This window comes from Rhizobium sp. CB2179, assembly GCF_057653455.1.
In genome coordinates this window covers 3,377,897-3,399,269 of record NZ_CM172781.1, presented here as the reverse complement: position 1 = coordinate 3,399,269, position 21,373 = coordinate 3,377,897, and the positions used below count along the sequence as shown (strand labels likewise).

Below are 21,373 nucleotides of genomic sequence, written 5' to 3'. Positions count from 1 at the left end.
GCAACGGCGGGCATGAAAGGGGTTTGACATGCTCGATCAGATCAAGGGTCTGCACCACGTCACGTCGATGGCGCAGGACGCCCGCACCAACAACCAGTTTTTCACCCATGCGCTCGGCCTGCGCCGCGTCAAGAAGACTGTCAATTTCGACGCGCCTGATGTCTATCACCTCTATTATGGTGACGAGACCGGTGCGCCCGGCACGGTCATGACCTATTTCCCGTTCCCGAAGATGGCGCAGGGCCGTCCCGGCACCGGAGAGGTCGGCACGACGGTGTTTTCCGTTCCCAAGGGTTCGCTCGGCTTCTGGAGCGATCGCCTTGCCGCGCTTGGTGTCGGCGGCCTGAAGGCCGAGGAAAGTTTCGGCGAAATGCGGCTGAATTTTTCCGGCCCCGATGGCGATGGCTTCGCCCTCGTCGAGGTCGAGGATGATACCCGCCAGTCCTGGACACATGGCGGCATCAGCGAGGACCATGCCATTCGTGGCTTCCACTCCGTCGCCATACGGCTGAGGGACGAGGGCGCAACGGCCGAACTCCTGAAGTTCATGGGCTATGAGGTCGCCGAGGAAAGGGACGGCGTCAGGCGGCTGATCATGCCCTCCGGCAATGGCGCGCATCTCATCGATCTCGAGACCATGCCGAACATTGCCCGCGCGCTTCCCGGCGCCGGCTCCGTCCACCATGTCGCCTTCGCCGTCGAAAACCGCGAGAAGCAGCTCGAAGTGCGCAAGGCACTGATGGACACCGGCTATCAGGTCACGCCGGTGATCGACCGCGATTATTTCTGGGCGATCTATTTCCGCACGCCGGGCGGCGTGCTGTTCGAGGTCGCGACCAATGAACCTGGCTTCGACCGCGACGAGGATACGGCTCATCTCGGCGAAGCCCTGAAACTGCCGCAGCAGCACGCCCATCTTCGCGCGCTGCTCGAGCAGCACCTGCAGCCGCTCGAAGCGTAAGGAGAGGCGATATGACCGAAACCGGATATGTGCACCGGCTGCATGCCGGTGCACCTGATAAACCCATCCTGCTGGTGCTGCACGGCACGGGTGGCGACGAGAACCAGTTTTTCGACTTCGGTCGGCACCTGCTGCCCGAAGCGACGATTCTCTCGCCGCGCGGCGATGTTTCCGAACACGGCGCGGCGCGGTTCTTTCGCCGCACCGGGGAGGGGGTCTACGACATGCCCGACCTTTCCCGGGCGACGGAGAAGATGGCCGCCTACGTCAAGGCATTCGCGGACGAGTACCAGGCTTCCAATATTCTCGGCCTGGGTTTTTCGAATGGCGCAAATATTCTTGCCAATGTCCTGATCGAGAAGGGTATCTTCGATGCCGCGGTTCTGATGCACCCGCTCATTCCGTTTCAACCCGAAGCCCAGTCGCCGCTGGCGGGAAGAAAGGTGCTGATGACGGCCGGGCAGCGAGACCCGATTGCGCCTGTCTCCATGACCGAGGCGCTGTCCGAACATCTGAAAAACCGAGGGGCGGAGGTCAGGACGGTCTGGCATCCCGGCGGTCACGAGATTGCGCCGCTCGAGATCGATGCGGTTCGCGATTTTCTCGGCCGTTATTGACGTGTGCACCGCCGCTCGGCGGGAAAATGATTGCGGGACCGGGAATGCCGGTCCCGCATCTTTGCTGGAACAATGATCCTATCGTCGTGATCGATAGGACATTAGGGGCGAGGAGGATATTTGCCCCTGATTGCCTTCATGTAGAAATTTCCCGGTGATTCCGCCATCGTCAACCCGACGACGACGCCCTTGGGAACGCCTTCATATTCTCGCCTCTGACCGTTGGTCAGATAGACCCGTAGATGCCGGCTGTCTTCGTCGTAGGTGATCGCCTCGATAAGTTTCGAATCAACCGCAGTTTCCACTTTGCACCCCGCAGTTTTGGATCTGAGATTCCTGATCAAGAAATGTCATTCACACTCGCAACGCGCCATCATCATGCTGCGCCGCGGGGGCGTCAAGCATCATCTTCTTTAACGTTTATTTTTTCCTGATGGCTCTCGTTATGGTTGATTTTTGCAGCTTTTCCGAAGGTCTCGCCTGTGGATATCCGATACCCGTGGCTCCTCCATTTGGGGAATATTAGCCGATAACGTCGGGAGAAACGCAATAATCGCCGGTTTAACGTCGGATTAACCATCATATAGCAAACTATAGCGTAATATTAACCGCAGCACCCTCCCAAGTATGAATGATTACATCCGCAAGACCTCGCCGCTGCAACGACCAATATCGGTGTTGCCGAGTCGCAGGCGCTGCGCGCTCAGATGAAGACCACGCAGGAGACTCTTGCGCTTTCAATCGGGAGCCACAAGGATGGACGATCATCCTTGCTTGATGTGCTGGATGCGCAGCGTTCGGCCGCGACCAGTCAGACCAACCTGGCGCAGGCGGTGCAGCAAATGGCGAAGGACTATGTCACTCTGAATGTGGCAATTGGTTCCGGTTACAACTTCGGTGGGCCGCGATCAGGCCAAATTCTTATGAACACTGAGCCTCATGCCGTTGCAGCGATGGATAAGAGATGGATTATTTCCGACAACCCGCCATTCGGTCGGGTCTCATAAATGGGTTCCATGTTTAACTATCTGGGGCCATGGCGACAACAGATACAGATACTGGCTGGCAACCGTAAAAAACGCGCTCGGCTGACGTTTGCCGAAGGCGAATTCGCTGCGGTCTACGCGATGAGCGATGTTCACGGCTGTTATAATGAACTCGTTGAGGCACATCGCCGCATCGAGCAGGATGCCGCGCGCATTCCGGGACCGAAACTCATCGTCATGCTCGGCGATTATGTCGATCGCGGGCCCGATTCGAGCGCGGTGCTGGAGTTCCTGAGCAAGACCCCGCCGCCGGGGTTTCAACGTCTCGTCCTGTGCGGCAATCATGACGCGGAGCTGGTGAAGCTCTATCGCAAACCGGCGAGCATTCTCGAATGGCTCGGCTTTGCCGGAACGGAGACGCTGCACTCATACGGTATCGATATCGAGCATCTGCTGCAGTCGGCGGCTGGAAGCGAAACAATCGCCCGCGTCATTCGCAACATGATACCCGAACGGCATATCCAATTCCTTGAATCATTGCCGATCATGGTGCAGATGGGAAGGGTCGTCTTTGTTCATGCGGGCATCAAGCCGGGCATCGACCTCAAGAAGCAGAAGGACAGTGACCTCATGTGGATCCGTCAGCCCTTCCTGAATGAAGGGCCGCAGCTTCCTGTCCTGGTGATCCATGGGCACACCCCGGCGCGAATCCCGACATTCGGTCCGCAACGCATCGGCATCGACACTGCGGTTTCGGCGACGGGCCGGCTGACCGTGCTGACGATAAAGGGAACGCGGGTCGGAATTCTTTAAGTCGGCGAGCATGGTGTCGTCCGAAACGCTTGCACTTTCGGCATCATGCTCAAAACCAAACGCCGCGGTTTATGCTCCGCGGCGTCAGGACGATCAGATATTCAGCAGGCTATCTCAGGCGCCGGTCACGTCCTGATAAAGGTTGGTGCCGATGCCGGTATAGGTAAAGCCGTGTTTGCGGACCTCGTCGCTGCGGTAGATATTGCGCAGATCGACCAGGTTCGGAGCGCGCATCGACTGCTTCAAGCGATTGAAATCGAGCGCGCGGAACTGGTTCCATTCGGTGACGATGACAAGCGCATCCGCACCAGCGGCTGCTTCATAAGGGCCGCTCGCATATTCGATGTTCTCGATCACCTTACGGGCGTTTTCCATGCCCTCGGGATCGTAGCCAACCACTTCGGCTCCGTTGTCCTGCAGGGTCTGGATGACTGCGATCGCCGGGCTGTCGCGCATATCGTCGGTGTTCGGCTTGAAGGTCAGGCCGAGGATCGCGATCTTCTTGCCGCGAATGTCTCCGCCGACGGCCGAAATGACTTTGCGTCCCATTGCCCGCTTGCGGTTGTCATTGATCGAGATCGTCGTCTCGATGAGACGCATCGGCGCGTCGTAATCCTGCGCCGTCTTGGCAAGGGCAAGCGTATCCTTGGGGAAGCACGAACCGCCGTAACCCGGGCCGGCATGCAGGAACTTGGAGCCGATACGGCCGTCGAGACCGATTCCGCGCGAAACGTCCTGGACGTTTGCGTCGACCCGTTCGCAGAGATCGGCGATCTCGTTGATGAAGGTGATCTTCATTGCGAGGAAGGCATTGGCCGCATATTTGATCAGTTCCGAGGTGCGGCGGGTGGTGAAGACCAAGGGGGCCTGGTTGAGATAGAGCGGGCGGTAGACCTCGGTCATGGTTTCGCGCGCCCGGTCGTCGTTCAGCCCGATGACGATACGGTCGGGCCGCTTGAAGTCTTCGATCGCCGCACCTTCACGCAGGAATTCCGGATTGGAAACGACGGCGACATCCGCCGCAGGATTGGTTTCGCGCATGATGCGCTCGACCTCGTCTCCCGTGCCGACCGGCACCGTCGACTTGGTGACGATGACCGTGAAGCCTTCCACATAGGTGGCAATCTCGCGTGCAGCGGCATAGACATAGGAAAGGTCTGCGTGGCCGTCGCCGCGCCGGGACGGCGTGCCGACTGCGATGAACACGACATCGGCGCTGCGGACACTTTCGCCGACATCCGTCGAAAACGACAGTCGGCCGGTGCTGGTATTTTCGGCGACCAATTGTTCCAGACCCGGCTCGTAGATCGGAATACGGCCTTCGCGAAGGGCTTCGATCTTACTCAGATCCTTGTCGACGCAGATGACGTCGTGGCCGAAATCCGCAAAGCAAACGCCTGAAACGAGGCCGACATAGCCTGATCCAATCATCGTGATGCGCATATTTCCCTCAAATCATTAGAGTAGAACGTCATGCTGCGTCGCAGCATGAGTTCGTCATAGTTAATCTGGACGAAAAGACAATACCGAAGATCGCCTGGTACCCATATCGGAAATCGAACTCCGGGCACCGCAGCTTACCGCGCGCTGCCCCGTCGATAGCCAAAACATAGGTTTGTGTGGGCGATATGACAAGTCGAGCGGCTCGTCAGAGCAGGCTCGACTTCAATCCGGAAACTGGATCAATCAGTCTATGTCGCTGCCTCGGCTGTTATAGCCGATACCAGACGTAGGGGTCTGTTCCCGATTGAATCTTGTCCCAGCGCAGATCGGTATCGCGCCAGTTCTTGATGCTACTTTTCCGGTTGTCGAGGACGAGATCGCCTCTGTCGGTTCTGACGACGAGGACCGCATGTCCTTCACCGGAGGGCGTATATGCCGTCGCGATCCGCAAAGCGCGCGACGACCAGCCCATCGCGATTAGCCGGCTGCGCTTGGTCAACGCGAAATCTTCGCAGTCGCCGCTGCGTACATTCACCTTCCAGACGTCGCCATTCAGTTCGTTGCGGGAGTCGTTCCGGCCGACCATCGTGCGATTGACGGCGGTGTTGACGTCCTTCAGTTGCAGCATTTGCTTATCGGTCATCGCAACGACCGCCAAACCGTTGTTGTCGCGGCATTCGGTCGGGTTCTGGGCGCAGAACAGCACCTGGGCGAAAGGCGGAATGATCTTGCCTTTTTCAGAGATATAACTGACCGCCGAATTACCGGTCAGACCGCGGGCAAAACCTGCGGGACCGGCGGCAAATGCCGAGCACGCATTGCCTGCTGTAAGGGCCAGTGCCAGAAGTGTAACGAATGTTTTCTTCATCTCTTAAATCCCTGTCAGGACAACCGATTGAGATCAGGCTTGCCTTTTTTCTCGGTCAATGGCATGGCGATCTGATGATTTGCCAAGTATTGGGCGCAGAATATCTGTCCCGTTTCTGCTGCTTGGAAGGAGCATAGCCGGACCTTGTCTCGATTGGCTTAAACCTTTCGCGACAATTTTAAACGATGTGGAATTCTGTTACACTTTAGCACGCAAGTGCTTGATGTTCAACTTATGTTAGTACGAGTAAATTAATCTCTTTGGTTGCAATGGCTTTGGTCGCTGCCTACTCTGGTAAACGAATTCACATGTTCTCCAACCTCATCAATAAGCGGGTCTTGCGAGAGGTTTTGCTTTTTGCCTTCATCGGCCTCGTTATATTGACGCTCATACCGTTCGGGAGCGTTACACCCTTTCCCTTCGCCTTCGCCGCGATCGGGATGTTTGCCCTCGCCATCATTTCGGGATTGCTGTTTAGAGAGCCGAGACAAAGCAGATGGGTTTTCAGTATCGCTTTGTTTCTACTCGTCGTCCTGGCGGGCTGGGCGTTCATCCAAACCACCGAACTGCCCGCCAATTGGTTGGCGAATCCCGCCTGGAATGCTGCGCGTGACCTTGCAGGTGCCCAGTCCGCGGCGATCTCGGTCGAACCGGCCGACACGCTCGCGTCGATCCTCTGGGTCGCGCTGCCTTTCGTCACGTTCCTGACCGGGCTTCTCTTATGCGATACCGATCAGCGCGCGAGGAAAGTGCTCACCGGGCTCGGGCTTACGGCGGGTATCATCGCTGTTTTCGGCCTGATGCAGTTTTTGCTGTTTCCCAAAATTTTGATCGTCGTCGAAAAACACGCCTACCTCGACAGCCTGACTGCGGTCTTCGTCAACCGTAATACTGCTGCGACCTTCCTCGGGCTTGGAACGCTGCTGATGCTGACCTTGGTCAGGGATATTACCCGAGCCTATTCGAAGTATCCGCCCGGCGAGCCGGGCCGAAACGCTCTCCTCTTGAGATCGTGGATCTATATCCTGTTCTTATGCGCATGCTTCACCGCGCTGATGCTGAGCCGCTCGCGCGCCGGGATATTTGCGACCTTTGTTGCCGCTCTCGTCTATTTTCCATGGCTTGTCATTAATTGGAACGGCTCGAGGCGTCATCTGAGACCGGCGCCAAGATGGCGTTCGCTGCTGAAGCTCCTCTCGGCGATTGCTTTCGTCGTACTGTTGCTGACCGTGTTTGCGGGCCAGGCGATTTTGCGTGCGCAAGAGCGGCGACTCGAGGATGACGATCGGTTTTGCATTCTGCCGGGCATATGGCGTGCCATCTCGGATCATTGGTTGACGGGAACGGGGCTCGGAACCTTCCGGACCGTGTTTTCCGCCTACCGCGATCCGGCTTGCGGTATTTTTGGAGTCTTCGACCGTGCGCATAATTTCTATCTCGAAGGATTTCTGGGCCTCGGAATATTGTTCCCGATTGCGACAGTCCTTGCCTTGTCGGTGCTTGCCAGAGTGTTCTGGCACGGGCTCGCCCAAAGACGGCGTCTCAGGCACTATGTTCTTCTTGGCCTAGCGGCGACCGTTTTGGTCGCCCTTCATGCGGCGGTCGATTTTTCGCTGCAGATACCGGGTTTTGCTGTGTTTTACTCCGCCTTCCTGAGTGCGGTTGTCGCGATATGTCTCGGGCGTAGCAACGGAGAGGCGGACATGGCATATGAGCGGCCGTTAACCACGTAAAGTTTAAATGGATGGATTTTAATAAGATTTTCGGAAAAGATCGATTGTGCAGGTGCGAACGGTTGACTCTGAAACCCAAGAAATTTTATAGCGGGTGCAGCCTTCGGATTGTTGCGACGCAAGAAAAGTCGGGCCGAAGTCGTTTTTCGCTTCCTAAGGGGCTCGGCGTTGCCAGCCTGCCACAGTTAGGGGATTGTTAATCGGCTTTCAGTGTTATTGATCGGGGATTGTCTTGTATTTTGTCAGATCGCGGGGCAGTAGCTTCAAGGGCGTCAACACAGGGTATTCTATGGGTTGTTCTCGTATCGGTAGTACACGCGTCGCCATTGTTGTAGCGCTGACGACTATATTGGCAAGCTGCACGTCGTTACCAAGATCCGGTCCCGATCACAAAGACGTTGATCGAGATGCAGCGGTGAAAGTGACGACGAAGGAACGTCGTGTCGGTATCGACTACGCCCTGGTTGATCTCAGCAAGAACGTTCTGTCGTATTTTACCGCTCCCCAGCCGACCTCGTTCAAAGGGTTTGGTGGTGGCCGAGGCGGGGCGCCCGAAATTCCGCTCGGTTACGGCGATGTCGTTTCGGTTGCCATCTTCGAAGCTCAGTCCGGCGGTCTCTTCATTCCGTCCGATGCAGGTAGCCGACCCGGCAATTACATCTCGCTGCCAGAGCAGACCATCGATAGAAACGGAACGATCACAATTCCCTATGCGGGTCGGGTTCCGGCTGCCGGTCGCCTGAAGGAGACCGTAGAGCAGGACGTCGAGGATCGCCTGGCGAGCCGCGCGATCGAACCGCAGGTAGTTATTACGACAACGACAAGCCGCTCCAGTCAGGTTGCCATCCTCGGCGATGTCAACAATCCGCAGCGCGTTGAGATCAGCCCGGCGGGTGAGCGTGTTCTCGATGTCATTTCCGCCGCGGGCGGTTTGACGACCAACAATATCGAAACGAATGTGACGCTGCAGCGCCGCGGCAAGACGGCAACCGTTGCCTACACCACGCTGTTGAAGAACCCGGCCGAAAATATCTATGTCGCACCGGATGATACGATCTCGATCGATCATGAGCGCCGTACCTTTCTTATGCTCGGCGCCGCAGGCACCAGTGGCCGCTTCGATTTCGAAGAGTCTAACCTGACCCTTGGAGAGGCAATCGCCAAGGCGGGCGGCCTGCGCGACGACCGCGCCGATCCGGCTCAGGTCTTGCTCTATCGTCTTGTCCCGAAGAAAACGGTTCAAGCGATGCACGTGGACACGACGAGATTTGCGAGTGAAATGGTTCCGGTGATCATCCGTGCGAACATGCGCGATCCGGCAACCTTGTTTGCTGTTCAGCAGTTCAAGATGGAAGACAAGGATATTATCTATATTTCCAATTCGGACTCTGTTGAACTGGTCAAGTTCCTTGACATCGTGAACTCGGTATCATCCACTGTTTCCGGAGTGACCGACGATGCGAATGATACCCGTAACGCGGTACAGGATCTTGGAAATTGATTGAAATAGGTCGCCGGCATCGGTCTGAATGATCGATGCCGGAGGCTTATAGCGGATTTGATGAAGGAAATTGTGGTTATGGCAAGATCGGCTGTTTATCGTAAGCTTGCATATAGCGGAATTGCCGTCGCGATGTATGTCGGCATGAATTCAAGCGCCTTTGCGGCAGCCTGCCTAGGACCGGCAAATCTGACATCCGTCGATATAAGCGGGTTTACGGCTAGCCCCGCCGTCCTGCTCGACATGTCCGATCCGTTGGTTCTGTCCTCGCGTGTTCGCGCGCTGGTCGGAAGCAGTAATGATGCGCTGTCGCCGGTGATCGAGCAGGCCAAGAAGGCTAACGCCGCACAGATGGCGGCGATCGGCTCCGGTCTCGGGCGGGCTGCAAACAGCTGCCAGGTGACGGATCCGCAATTCAAGCTAGCGATCGAAAAGGCTGTTGCCGACGCGGCGAGCGCTGATCCGAACCTGGCGCCGCTGCTTGCAGCCTTTGCAAAGGTCCTTGCCGAAGGCGGGACCGCGGCGCTCGGCCCGGGTGCAAGTGCCGCCGCCGCATCCGGCATCGGCAATGACGGGCAAGTTGGACAAACCGGGCCTGGAGCGGACGATGGTACGCCGTTCGACGGCGCTGCGACGACTGCGGGTACGCTGAAGGTTTCGAATGCCGGCTCGGATGATTCATCGTCGACTTCAACGACGACGATCGTCAGCACCGGAGCGGGAGGCCAGTCGTCTACCGACCCGACGGAGTCGACGAGCCAGAGTGTCCCGGTCATACAATAGCTGGAATTGCCCTTAGATCTTAGCGCTTGACGCCTTTGTTGGAGATCGAAATTGCTATCGCCAGATAAACTTACGCCGCGTATCGACCCCTCCCGCGATACCGGAAATGATGCTGATTTCATCGATTTCGACAAGCTCATCGCAATCGCCCGCCGACAGTGGCGGATGGTTGCGGCGTGCGGTTTCGCCTTTGCCATTCTCGGCATTGTGTATGTCTTGACTTCGGTGCCTGTCTACACCGCCGACACCAGCGTGCTGATCGACCGCAGCGATAGTCAGGTGATCAACCAGCTGGCGGCGTTCGGCCAGATGGACGATGACGAAGGTACTGTCCTCAGTCAGGTCGAGCTGTTGAAGTCCGACACCATCGCCTATGCTGTTGTCGACAAGCTGAAACTCGTCGACAATCCGGAGTTCATGGGACCGAAAAGCTCGCTTTTTTCTGTTTCAACGTTGAAATCCTTTATGAATTTTCGGTCGTGGTTTGCCGATGACGCAGCCGTCGCACCTGATCCGGAAATGAGGCGGCGAGGCGCTGCCGAGACTGTCGCAGGCAATATCGATGTCGAACGCGTCGGCCGCTCCTACGTCCTCGATGTCAGTTATACAGCGCAGTCGCCGGACCTAGCGCGTGATATCGCGGCTGGGATCGCCGACGTCTATCTGGTCGACAAGCTCAATTCGAAATACGAGGCGACGCGCCGGGCCGGCCAATGGCTGCAGGAGCGCATCGAAGAACTCCGGCAGCAGGCGCTGGACACCGACCTTGCGGTTCAGAAATTCCGCGGCGAGCATGGGCTTGTCGAGGCCGGATCCGGTACGCTGATCAGCGAGCAGCAGCTTTCCGAGATCAATACGCAATTGATCAATGCGCAGGCCGAGACGGCAAAGGCCGAGGCACGGTATGCGCGCGTCAAGTCGATCATCGACGCCAAGCAGACCGATGCGATCGTCACGGATGTGCTCGACAGCTCCATTTCCAACGACCTGCGCAAGAAATATCTGGAGGCTTCCAAGCTCGAGACCGAAATTGAGGCGCGGCTCGGTCCCGATCACGTCCAGGCGGTTCGGCTTCGTGCGGAAATGGAAGAATATAAAAGGCTCATGTTCGATGAGTTGAACCGCATCGCCGAGAGCTACCAAAGCGAGCTGCAGGTCGCGAAATCGCGGGAAAACTCTTTGCGCGACAGTGTTACACAGGCGACGGGCGTAGCCGCAACGGCTGGCGAAACGCAGGTACAGCTTCGCGAGCTCGAGCGCACGCGCGATACCTACAAGAATCTCTATCAGAGCTTCTTGACGCGCTACCAGGAAGCAATTCAGCAGCAGAGCTTTCCGATTACCGCTGCGCGCATCATCACGACGGCGGAGACGCCGACGAAGCCGAGCGCTCCGAAGAGAGCTCTCGTTGTTGCTTTCGCGATGTTCGTAGGATGTGCATTTGGCAGTGGTATAGCGGCCTTCCGCGAATTCCGAGATCGGTTCTTCCGCACCGGCGATGATGTCCGGGACGTGCTTGATGTCGAGTCTCTCGGGGTCATGCCGCTGATTGAAAATAACGTCGACGATCCGACGCTCGTTGATCCCAGCAATCCGCGAAGCATCGCCAGGGGCGGAAAGACGACGACCTATGTCGAGGAGCATCCACTCTCGGCATTTGCCGAGACGCTTCGAAGCGCCAAGATTGCGATCGACCTCAGTGCTGCCGATCAGCGCTGCAAGGTCATCGGCGTCGTGTCGAGCTTGCCTGGCGAGGGGAAGTCGACGACATCCATCAATTTCGCCAAGCTCCTGGCAATGCAGGGTGCGCGTTGCCTGCTTATCGATGGCGATATGCGCAATCCCGGTGCCACCCGGGCGATCGGCCGCCATGCCGAGGCCGGCTTGCTCGAGGCGATCGTCGACAGCCGTCCGCTCAAGGACCTGATCCTTCTCGATCCCAAGACAAAGCTGGCATTTTTGCCGACGGTGGCAAGGTATCGTGTTCCGCATTCGTCGGAACTGCTTGCCTCACGCGGCATGGATCAGCTTCTTGAAACGGCGCGTCAAAGCTTCGACTATATTATCGTCGACCTACCGCCCTTGGCGCCGGTCGTGGATGCGCGCGCTATCAATTCGAAACTCGATGCGGTGGTTTTCGTTATCGAGTGGGGAAAGACATCGCGCAAGGTCGTGCAGTCGACCCTGCTGTCCGAGCCGGAACTCTATGCGAAGTGCGTCGGTACTATCTTGACCAAGGTCGACCCGTCGCAGATGAAACTCTACCGGACATTCGGTTCGAGCGAATACTATTATAAGCGTTATTCGCGATACTATACCGAAAGCTGATGTTCCGCAGTCAGTCCGTTTCGATTACCAGGATCGCCTTCGTTATCGTCAGCGTCGTCTTGGTGGTGCTGGCCGGTCGAGAGCTCTACGCTTCGATAAGAACGGCCAGCATCTCGATCGTCGCCGAAAGGATCGAGCGTGGCGAGACCGTTGCGGATGATGTCGTGACCAAATATGCGTCGCGCAGTGTCGACGTCGTTGACGGACACTATTGCCGATCCGACATCGTGGCTGCTGGCGTAACCCTCGTTCTGGCGCAACTCGATCGGCAGAATGTCAATGTCAATTACGACGGCTGGGCCGCTGCGGCCTCGAGTGCGCGCCAATATCTGCGGCATGCGCTTTCGTGTATGCCGACGAACAGCAATTTTTGGCTTCGTCTGGCGGCGGTGCAGTCGACAATTGCGGAAGAGCCGGCCTCGATCGCGGGAATGATGAAGCGTTCGGTTGCGCTTGCGCCGTACGACCAGGTGATGATCCTGACGCGATTTTATTTCTGGAACGATTTCACCAATGCAACACTCGCCGCGGCAGCGCGCGCGCTCGATAGCGATCTCATGACCATGCTGAAACGGGGCGATCGTTGCAGGGTCAATGCCACGATAAGAGAGATCAGCCCACAGCTTCGCCCGATCTTCGATCGAAGCTGGACGAGCGTTGGAGAGGCCGCGACGGCGCGGTTCCGACAGCGCTGCAGCAAGTAAATCATCGAGACAGGTTTTTAAAGACTGTTCCGAGTTCGTTGCCAACAGGCTGAGCACCCATGGCTCTTTCTCTTGACGCGACTCAACTTGCACAAAACAACGCCCGCCGTCTTCGCTGCGGGCGTTGTTTTTGATTGGCTATTGACGATCAGACTTCTGCGTCCGCGCCATTGATGTTGAGCGTCAGAACACCGGCGTCGGTGTGGCCTTCGCCGTCGGAGATTTTGTAGAACTGGATGGTTTCCGTGACGTGATCGCCCGGAGCAACATCTACTGCCAGATCATAGGTGAATGATCCATCCGCTTTTACATGGAACGTGCCATAGGTGCCGGCGACGTCGGTCGTTGCGCTCGGGTCGCCGTTTACGGTCGTGGTGCCGAACTGACGGAGGAAGAGATGACCATTGTCGCCGGCAATGTCGTTGTCCAGAGCGTTGCCGCCGATGGCGTCGCCTTCGGTGAAGCTGTAGTGGTCGTCGACCGCGATCGGCTTTACCTGGGTTACGCCCTGAATGTTCAGGGTGAACAGGCCGACATCGGTATGACCGCTGCCGTCGGAGATCTTGTACGCGACTTTCTCCTGGAGCAACTCACCATTGGTGAAGTTGACCTTGGCAGCATCGCTTAGCACATAGGTGTAGCTGCCATCGGGCTTAACGAAGAAGGTGCCGTAGTCGCCCTGGATCTCGGTGACCTGGCTGTTGCCGCTCTTGGCGCCTACGCTCGCGCCGTCGAAGGCGCGCAGGAACAAGTGTCCGTTATCGGATGAATCGTTGGAAAGCAGATTTCCTGAAATGGCGTCGGTTTCCAGGAATGTTGCACTATCGTCGGTTGCGTGAACAGCCATCAGTTCTCTCCTTGAATTATTCTTTGCTAAGTCAATTCTGACCTTTAGCGAGCTGGTCGATTAAGGATATCTTAATACAGAGAGTCAAGGGTGCAGTTAACAGCAAGTGAACATATTCGGGTGTATAGTACAATAATGACACACCTGTAACACGCATAAGGCGATGAAACCCATGGTAATTATTGCGTTAATAATAAGTGAAAGTGCCAAATGGCAGATGAGGACTTCTGTTTCTTCAGAGGAGAAGAATGTTTATTCAGGGGCAATTTATAAGAATACGTTGCGGTTCTGATGCGCAGATGAGATGTTGATATAATCACTATGGGTTACAGCGTGAAAACTCAATCTTGCTTCGGCTCCCGCACCGGCGCCTGCTTTTCGACGAAGTAACTGGTGCCATGATTTTGTAACATTTGTTTATCAAGTAATGCTTCTCTCGAGGCGCAATTGGCGTAAACTAATACGCGATGCGTGGAGAGTAATTTTATTTACACTAGAGATATTTGGTAACATCGCACCTAACTGTGCGACGCAATTTTGTTGCAATGCAAAATATTCAAGAAATGAAGATGTTTTGTGGTCAGCTTAAGAATTATCGCGAGATAGAACGCATTTTAGTGTTCCATTTTAGCAGGCAGAGAGAGGTCCGCGGTTAAAAGATTTTCCAGTATCTTTGGGAGATCACGGCGTGACCGTCTACTATGTAAATTCGGCAACAGGATCCAATCAGAACAGTGGAGTGAGCGAGCAGTCGGCTTTCGCGACGCTTTCCGCTGTCGAATCCCTGAGGCTAAAGCCGGGAGACAGCGTGCTGCTTGCCGCCGGAAGCGTGTTTAACGAGCAATTCGACCTGAAATACTCCGGCACTGTCAGTTCTCCGATTACAATTGGCAGTTACGGCGTTGGCGATGCGCCGGTTATTCACAGCAGCAATGACGGTATCCACGGCTCGAAGGCTTCAAACATCATCGTGGAGAACATCAAGATTGCTGATACCGGGGGTGCGGCGATATATGCGGGAAATGTCTCCAACTGGACCGTCCGCAACGTCGAGGTCGAAAATACCGGACTTGCCGGCAAGCCCGGTTCCGTCAATTTCCAGAGCAGCCAGAACATTACCATCGAGAACAGCAAGATTTCCGGGGTAAATGGAGACGGCATCTGGATGGATAAAGTGATTGGCGTTACCATCGTTAATAATCTGGTCATCAACAGCCAGGGCGCTGCGGCAGACGCCGTTCAGTTGAACGACAGCAGCAATATCCTGATCAAGGGTAACCACCTAGAGCAGACGGAGACCAATAGCGCAAAGGGCGTCCTGGTGCTTGTTCGGGCTGTGGATGCAGCGGTCGAGGACAACACCGTGATCGGCGGCGGTTTCGGGATAGGTGCCAACGCGGGCACGAATATCGCCATCCACGACAACGACATCTCGGGATACGGCGGCTATAGTTGGTCCTACGGTATCGGCCTTGGCGATCAGGGCAATGCGACAAATTACGATATCAGTGGAAACTATATTCATGACGGCGTCTGGGGCGTGTCGATCAGCGCTGCAGGTTACCCAAGTTATACACGCACCGATATCGATATTTATGGTAATGTCTTTGACGACCTGTCGTCCTCGGCGCTGAAGGTCGACAGGCCTGCATCCGGCTCTTTCTATGATAATATCATCGACAGCGCGGTGTCGACGTTGACGATGCCGGTCGCAATTGTCCTCCAGAGCACCTTCTCGATCAACGACAATAAGACGCTGGAGCAAGCGCAGGCCGAAGTCGACGCTGCGACTGGCAACACCCAGTCCAACAATGAGCAGACGCCTACCACGCCGGTTGTGGAGCCGTATGTCGAACCGTCAACACCGACGCAGACAAGCACTCCGGCGCCCGCGGCCGAAGCGCAGGTTCCGACCGCACCCACCGTCGCCGTTCCCAGGATTGTCGCAGCCCATGACAGCCTGAAAATCTCCACGGACACGGGCAGCGCCTATCATGGCAACCTTCTCGAAAACGATAGCGCAATCAATGGAACCGTGCTGCTTCGTCGCTTCAGTGACAGTGCAGTGGATAAGCATGGCCTGACGCTGACCGGGAAATACGGCGTCATCCACGTGGAGAGCGATGGTGATTACACCTATACCGTCGATGCGGTGAAAATCGCCGGTCTCAGCGGAAAGGTCAGTGAATCCTTCCAATACAAGATTTCTGACGGCGCTTCTCACATCGATACCGACTCGCTTGGCGTGTATATCAATGTGGACGCGTTCCATAGCAGCCAAGCGTCGCACCTGCTGGTTTGAATCACGCCAAATTTAGAGAGCGCCGGCCCCGCTGTTCAACACTTGAAAGCTTGATGATGAAGGGGTGTCGGCGGTCGAAGGCCGGGGAGATGCGGATAAAAAAATATTTCCGCCGTTCATAGGAAAAATGAACTATAGATTGAATTTATAGTTAATGCCTCAGTAAACGTCGCCCATATGCGCGCCACGCGTTCATTCCTCTGCGCCGTTGTTGGGCAATTTGCGATTTTCACTTGCTTAGGTTGGTATATTTAGCGTAGCGTCAAGTCAGAATCCCTGAAACCGCTCGTTATAAATTGGAATTTTTGGTCACTTTTTGGTTGGATTCATGTAATAGGTCGTGGGCTTGCAAGCGGGTCCGGCGCCGTGTCGGGGTCCAAGGCAGTCGTGTCATTGATCGGGCGTGATGGACCCGGAGCTAGAGTGTGCGCGGGCATATTTGCTTTCGTGCGATGCGGTAAGAGAGGGATTACTTCGTGTTTCAGAGTTCAGCAGCTGATGTCAGCGAGCCATCCAAAGCATTGAGGAAATGCAAGGGGGGACTTGTCTTCATTGGAATAGCAAGCGCGCTTATCAATATCCTCTATCTTACAAGTTCATTTTTTATGCTTGAGGTGTATGACCGGGTCATCCCCAGCAAAAGCATACCCTCGCTGGCGGTCCTGGCAATACTTGCATTAATGCTTTACGTCTTCCAAGGAGCGTTCGAGGTTCTGCGAAGCAGGATGCTCGTGCGTGTTGCCGGCGCGCTTGACGAGATGGTAAACGGACGTGTGTTCCGGGCGCTGATCAAGGCTCCGTTGAAGGTCAAGATCGGCGGCGACGGGCTTCAGCCGCTGCGCGACTTCGACCAGATCAGAACCTTCCTGTCCGGCATGGGCCCGACGGCGATGTTCGATCTGCCCTGGTTGCCGTTTTATATCGTGATCTGCTTCCTCTTTCATCCGGCGATCGGATATATCGCGATCGGTGGATCGCTGGTTCTCGCCATTCTGACCTTCCTGACCAATCAGGGAACGCGTACGCTCTCAAAAAAGCAGTCTGACTCCGCCAATATGCGAAATGCCTTTGCGCAGACCTCGATCCGCAATTCCGAGGTCATTCACGCCATGGGCATGGCGGGTACGATGGCCGAGATCTGGGACCGCAAGAACAGTGAATACCGGACGATCACCCGGCAGGCATCGGATGTCGGCAATGGGTATGCCACCTTGTCGAAGATTTTCCGTATTGCTTTGCAATCGGGAACGCTCGCGACCGGCGCAATTCTGGTCATCCAAGGACAGGCTTCTTCGGGAATTATCATCGCCGGCTCGATATTGACCTCTCGCGCCCTGGCGCCTGTCGAAGCGGCGATCGGAAATTGGCGTGGTTTCGTTTCTGCCCAGCAGAGTTGGGCGCGGCTTTCGAGCCTGCTGAAAACCATTCCTGAGATTCCAGCCCCCCTTGCGCTCGCGGCTCCCACCAAGCAAGTCACCGTCGAGGGCTTGGCAAGCGGACCGCCAGCGGGCCAGCGCCTGGTCATCTCCGATGTCAGCTTCGGCTTACGGGCAGGGAGCGCGCTTGGGGTCATTGGTTACAGTGCCTCGGGTAAGTCGTCGCTGGCGCGGGCGATGATGGGCATCTGGCCGACAGTCAGAGGATCCATTCGCCTCGATGGCGCGGCACTCGACCAGTGGGACGGTGACGCACTTGGCCGGCATATTGGTTATCTCCCGCAGGATGTGGAGCTTTTCTCGGGGACCGTCGCGCAGAATATCTGCCGTTTCGCGAAGGAAATGTCGCCAGAGACGGTGGTTGCCGCAGCGAGGGCGGCGCGTGTTCACGATCTCATTCTTCGTCTGCCGAACGGTTATGAAACCGAAATCGGCGAAGGTGGTGCCGCGCTTTCAGCCGGCCAGAGGCAGCGTATCGCGCTTGCAAGAGCGCTTTACGGCGAACCATTCCTCGTCGTGCTCGACGAACCGAACTCCAATCTCGACGAGGAAGGCGAGCGGGCGCTGAGTGCCGCGATCATGAGCGTGCGTGCACGCGGCGGCATTGTCGTTGTCATCGCACATCGGTCCGGCGTTCTGGCGGTCTGCGACTTCGTGCTGATGATGCAGGATGGCCGCATGATCGCGTTCGGTCCCAAAGAGGAAGTTCTCGCAAGGGTCAGCCGGCCGGAAGCGGCGCGCACGCCGATTGCCGAGCGCGTGGCTCAGCTTAAAGTCGTGGTCGACGGCATGAATGCGGCCGAATAGGCCAGAGGGAAGATTGTGAATAAAGTTATCAGTGAATCGAAACGCTCCCTCAATCGGCATGTTGCCGTTGTCGGTGTGTTGTCGATAGCCCTCGTTTGCGGCATTGGCGGTTGGGCGGCGACGACAGAGCTTTCGAGCGCAGTCATCGGCGAGGGCGTGATCGTCGTCGACGGTGATGTCAAGAAGGTCCAGCACCTGACAGGCGGTATCGTGTCGGAATTGCTAGTCTCCGAAAACGACCATGTGACGGCAGGGCAGGTGCTGATACGGCTCGATGGGACGACGACAAGAGCGAACCTCTCGATTGTCGAAAGCACGCTCGCTCAGCTTTATGCACGCCGCGCCCGTCTGAAGGCGGAACGAATCGGCGCCGATTCGTTCGAGGTCGAGGAAAACATCAGCGATCTGACTTCCAGCACCTCCGCGGCGAAGCTTCTCGATGGCGAGCAGAAGTTGTTCGACAGTCGCAGGACGGCGCTTATCGGAATGAAGAGCCAGTTGGCATCGCGCAAGGACCAACTGGGCGAGCAGGTAAAGGGGTTGGTCGTTCAGATCAATGCCACCAACGATGCCTTGGGCTTGATCGAACAGGAGCTCGAGGGCATTGATACGCTCTACAAGAAGGGGCTCGTCACGCTTCAGCGTTTGAATACGCTCAAGCGCGCCCGCGCCGATCTCCAGGGCAATAGCGGCCAGGAAATCGCAGCTAAGGCGGAGGCCGAGGGTAAGGCAATCGAGATCGATCGCCAGTCGATCCAGCTGGATGAGGATCGTCGTTCGGAGATCGCAAAGGACCTGACCGACGTCGAGGCGCAGATCGCCGAATATGAAGAGCGCCGCGGAACGGCGCTCGATCAGCTGCACCGTCTCGACATTACCGCACCGTTGACGGGGCGAGTTCACGAACTTTCGGTTCACACCGTCAATGGTGTCATTGATCCCGGTCAGACGTTGATGCTCGTCGTTCCCGAAAATAACGAACTTATGGTCGAGGCGAAAGTCGCCACCCGCGATATTGACCAGGTTCACGTCGGCCAGTCCGTCGATGTGCGTTTCAGCGCTTTCGATCAACGCACGACGCCTGATGTGAGCGGTGAGATTACCTCGATCGCGCCCGATATCGTCAAGGATGAGCGCACAGGCATCAGTTACTATCCGCTGCGCGTCAAGCCGAAGGCTGAAAGCATTGCCAGGATGAAGACGATAAAGCTCTATCCGGGCATGCCGGCCGAGGTCTTTATCAAGATCGGCGACCGGACCGTAATATCCTATCTGACGAAGCCGCTCACCGATCAGATGCAGCACGTATTTCGCCAGGAGTGATTGGCGGCTGTTTCACGTCGTTAATATCCTCGGCGTCCCAAAGCAGCCATCCGCCAAGGTGAGGTTGGATAGTTTCGTCTTGCTCGAAGGGGCATAATCGGCCATTTCACGAAATTGTCACAAGCCTGCTGCAAGGTCTCCCCATGATGTGTTTGCTGCCTTGGCGAGCCGGGCCGACTGCGAGGCGACCGGTTTATGGATTGGTTCTGTTTCTGGCGTGTCTGGTGATGTTTTCAGCGGTCAAAAGCGGCCATGCCGATAGTCCACAACCGCTGAAAATAGTGGCTTTCGGAACATCCTTGACGGCCCGCGGGGGATGGCAGTCCGCTCTCGAGACAGGGCTTTCAGCCTGCCTGCAAAGGCCCGTGAAAGTCGAGAGCGTTGCAAAGAGCGGCGAGACGTCACTATGGGCCCTTGCCCAAGTTGATCGCGTCATTGCCACGCAGCCGGATATCATCCTGATTGAACTCTATGCCAACGATGCGACATTGCATCGGTTCGTGTCGCTTGCGCAAAGCCGAAAGAATATCGGCGATATCCTCGACCAGCTCCGGCAGCGCCTGCCGCAAGCGCGGATCATTGTCATGGCCATGAATCCATTTTCAGGATTGCGTGGGCTGATCCGTCCCTTTGTCGACAGTTATGTCTCAGCCCATCAGGCAGAGGCGGAAAAACGTGGTCTGGAGTTTGTCGACCACCGGCCCAACTGGGAGCGTCTGACGCCGGATGATCTGGCCACGGCGATTCCTGATGGCGGGCATCCTCAGCCCGACATGGCCTCCAAAATCATCGCGCCTGAACTCATCAAACGTATCGCCGGCAAAAATTGCGGAGAATGAAAATATTCGCTCGTCAGCGTCAAAGTCTATGACGGCTCTTGGGGGTCAGACTGTCGTAATATAGTTTTTCAGGTAGGTGACCAGTGAAGCCCGACCGGCTTCCGACGAATCTTCGTGAGATGGGCTATCCAGCTCTTCGAGCAGATAGTTCCGGAGATCGTCATCGGTGTTTGCGACATAGATGCCCGGCCGGCCCACGAGCTGGCTCACCGTGGCGAGCTGATGATCGTTTCGGTGTTCGCCGAGAGCCGCCTGGCGAGGAACGAGAATGATCGGCTTCCCAAAACGCTTGGCCGTAAGCACAGTGCCAATTCCCGCATGAGAGACGATGACACTTGCATCGCGAAAGACGTTATCAAAGTCTTTGGGCTCGATATTCTTGATCCATTTCATATTCTGTGGCGTGTAGGTGCCCTTGCCGATCTGCGCCAGAACCGGTTTCGACAGTTCGTTTGCGAACGTGTCGACAGCCTTGACGAGGCGATCAAACGGCAGCTGCGTTCCAACGGTGACAAGGATCAAAGGACAGCTCCTGCGTAATGGGGGCCATCCGGCCTCGACAGATGTTGCCATTGCGTGAGCCAGAGCGTCGCAATATGGCCGGCCAATTTACCCGATAGGGACAGCTTCTCGACATTGGCGACGCTATCGATCCAGATCGTCCGCTTGCCCGTCAATTTGCCGGCCAGCAGGCAAAAAAGGCCGGGTGCGGCACCGGTCGAGATGATGACGTCGGGCCTCTGCTTGATGACGATGGAGAAGGCGGTGAAAAAGCACCGGATCGACATGGTAATCGAGTCGCGGCTGCAATCGGGAAGGACTAGTCCGCCCCGAATGTCGTATTTTGCAAGCAGTCCGGGGATGGTCGTTGCGAAGACGATATCGCAGCCCTCGAATGCGCCGCGCATGGCCATCAGCTGTTCCCAGTGACCGCCTCCCGACGAGGCAGCGAGAACCTTCAATTTTTTCTCAGTCATAGACAGGCATCTCCTATATTTGACCGATGGATAAGAGCGAAAGCCGTTCTGTTCGAACAGCGATTGTGTCACGATAGTTCAATAGAAGTGTACCATTTTTGGCCC

At 56.4% G+C, this 21,373-nt stretch carries 18 protein-coding genes and 1 pseudogene; 13 read left to right on the top strand and 6 right to left on the bottom strand.

What is annotated here, in order from left to right:
- Positions 1-28: 28 nt before the first annotated feature.
- Both AC244Q_RS16985 and AC244Q_RS16980 read left to right on the top strand, forming a co-directional pair.
- Positions 29-961 (top strand): VOC family protein, encoded by a 933-nt coding sequence (locus AC244Q_RS16985; protein ID WP_128406833.1) that lies wholly within the window; start codon positions 29-31, stop codon positions 959-961.
- A gap of 11 nt (positions 962-972) precedes the next feature.
- Positions 973-1,578 carry an alpha/beta hydrolase gene (locus AC244Q_RS16980; protein ID WP_113546082.1) on the top strand — a complete coding sequence of 202 codons (606 nt, stop codon included), beginning with the start codon at positions 973-975 and terminating at the stop codon, positions 1,576-1,578.
- A 101-nt stretch (positions 1,579-1,679) separates the two neighbouring features.
- Here the strand turns inward: AC244Q_RS16980 and AC244Q_RS16975 are convergent, their stop codons facing one another.
- Complete coding sequence (locus AC244Q_RS16975) at positions 1,680-1,922, bottom strand: KTSC domain-containing protein (protein WP_012758625.1); 243 nt, start codon at positions 1,920-1,922, stop codon at positions 1,680-1,682.
- Positions 1,923-2,270: 348 nt separating this feature from the next.
- On the opposite strand from AC244Q_RS16975, the pseudogene AC244Q_RS16970 reads away from it, so the two are divergent.
- Together AC244Q_RS16970 and AC244Q_RS16965 are read left to right on the top strand one after the other, a co-directional pair.
- Positions 2,271-2,585, top strand: a pseudogene (locus AC244Q_RS16970) (TolC family protein); the annotation flags it as partial.
- A complete protein-coding gene (locus AC244Q_RS16965) occupies positions 2,586-3,377 on the top strand; it encodes a metallophosphoesterase (protein WP_113546081.1) in 792 nt (263 codons plus the stop codon).
- Between the two features lie 114 nt (positions 3,378-3,491).
- Here the strand turns inward: AC244Q_RS16965 and AC244Q_RS16960 are convergent, their stop codons facing one another.
- Positions 3,492-4,820 (bottom strand): UDP-glucose dehydrogenase family protein, encoded by a 1,329-nt coding sequence (locus AC244Q_RS16960; protein WP_113546080.1) that lies wholly within the window; start codon positions 4,818-4,820, stop codon positions 3,492-3,494.
- A 268-nt stretch (positions 4,821-5,088) separates the two neighbouring features.
- Positions 5,089-5,688 (bottom strand): transglutaminase-like cysteine peptidase, encoded by a 600-nt coding sequence (locus AC244Q_RS16955; RefSeq protein ID WP_026157453.1) that lies wholly within the window; start codon positions 5,686-5,688, stop codon positions 5,089-5,091.
- 308 nt (positions 5,689-5,996) lie between these two features.
- Between AC244Q_RS16955 and AC244Q_RS16950 the strand changes: the two genes are divergently transcribed.
- The 5 genes from AC244Q_RS16950 to AC244Q_RS16930 all read left to right on the top strand — a co-directional run bounded on the left by AC244Q_RS16950 (position 5,997) and on the right by AC244Q_RS16930 (position 12,737).
- Positions 5,997-7,421, top strand: coding sequence for an O-antigen ligase family protein (locus AC244Q_RS16950; RefSeq protein ID WP_017994926.1), 1,425 nt, complete (start codon positions 5,997-5,999; stop codon positions 7,419-7,421).
- A 289-nt stretch (positions 7,422-7,710) separates the two neighbouring features.
- Entirely contained in the window at positions 7,711-8,922 is a 1,212-nt protein-coding gene (locus AC244Q_RS16945; RefSeq protein WP_050563528.1) for a polysaccharide biosynthesis/export family protein, read from the top strand.
- A 78-nt stretch (positions 8,923-9,000) separates the two neighbouring features.
- Positions 9,001-9,705, top strand: a complete 705-nt coding sequence (locus AC244Q_RS16940) for a sugar transporter (protein WP_206641087.1) — start codon at positions 9,001-9,003, stop codon at positions 9,703-9,705.
- Between the two features lie 51 nt (positions 9,706-9,756).
- Positions 9,757-12,033 carry a polysaccharide biosynthesis tyrosine autokinase gene (locus AC244Q_RS16935; RefSeq protein ID WP_003561870.1) on the top strand — a complete coding sequence of 759 codons (2,277 nt, stop codon included), beginning with the start codon at positions 9,757-9,759 and terminating at the stop codon, positions 12,031-12,033.
- Complete coding sequence (locus AC244Q_RS16930) at positions 12,033-12,737, top strand: hypothetical protein (RefSeq protein WP_012758618.1); 705 nt, start codon at positions 12,033-12,035, stop codon at positions 12,735-12,737. The genes AC244Q_RS16935 and AC244Q_RS16930 overlap by 1 nt, the downstream gene beginning before the upstream one ends.
- Positions 12,738-12,885: 148 nt before the next feature.
- Here the strand turns inward: AC244Q_RS16930 and rapA2 are convergent, their stop codons facing one another.
- Complete coding sequence (gene rapA2, locus AC244Q_RS16925) at positions 12,886-13,584, bottom strand: calcium-binding lectin RapA2 (RefSeq protein ID WP_012758617.1); 699 nt, start codon at positions 13,582-13,584, stop codon at positions 12,886-12,888.
- Positions 13,585-14,272: 688 nt separating this feature from the next.
- Between rapA2 and AC244Q_RS16920 the strand changes: the two genes are divergently transcribed.
- The 4 genes from AC244Q_RS16920 to AC244Q_RS16905 all read left to right on the top strand — a co-directional run bounded on the left by AC244Q_RS16920 (position 14,273) and on the right by AC244Q_RS16905 (position 20,291).
- Positions 14,273-15,886, top strand: a complete 1,614-nt coding sequence (locus AC244Q_RS16920) for a right-handed parallel beta-helix repeat-containing protein (RefSeq protein WP_164902323.1) — start codon at positions 14,273-14,275, stop codon at positions 15,884-15,886.
- 476 nt (positions 15,887-16,362) lie between these two features.
- Positions 16,363-18,129: a type I secretion system permease/ATPase gene (locus AC244Q_RS16915; protein WP_012758615.1), complete on the top strand. Its 1,767-nt coding sequence runs from the start codon at positions 16,363-16,365 to the stop codon at positions 18,127-18,129.
- Between the two features lie 15 nt (positions 18,130-18,144).
- On the top strand, positions 18,145-19,452 hold the full coding sequence (locus tag AC244Q_RS16910) for an HlyD family type I secretion periplasmic adaptor subunit (protein WP_012758614.1): 1,308 nt from the start codon (positions 18,145-18,147) through the stop codon (positions 19,450-19,452).
- 143 nt (positions 19,453-19,595) lie between these two features.
- Positions 19,596-20,291 carry an SGNH/GDSL hydrolase family protein gene (locus AC244Q_RS16905; RefSeq protein ID WP_113546079.1) on the top strand — a complete coding sequence of 232 codons (696 nt, stop codon included), beginning with the start codon at positions 19,596-19,598 and terminating at the stop codon, positions 20,289-20,291.
- A 45-nt stretch (positions 20,292-20,336) separates the two neighbouring features.
- Here the strand turns inward: AC244Q_RS16905 and AC244Q_RS16900 are convergent, their stop codons facing one another.
- Positions 20,337-20,813: a glycosyltransferase gene (locus tag AC244Q_RS16900; protein WP_003561862.1), complete on the bottom strand. Its 477-nt coding sequence runs from the start codon at positions 20,811-20,813 to the stop codon at positions 20,337-20,339.
- Positions 20,810-21,268, bottom strand: coding sequence for a glycosyltransferase family protein (locus AC244Q_RS16895; RefSeq protein WP_033180050.1), 459 nt, complete (start codon positions 21,266-21,268; stop codon positions 20,810-20,812). Before AC244Q_RS16895 ends, AC244Q_RS16900 begins: the two co-directional genes overlap by 4 nt.
- Between the last annotated feature and the right edge of the window lie 105 nt (positions 21,269-21,373).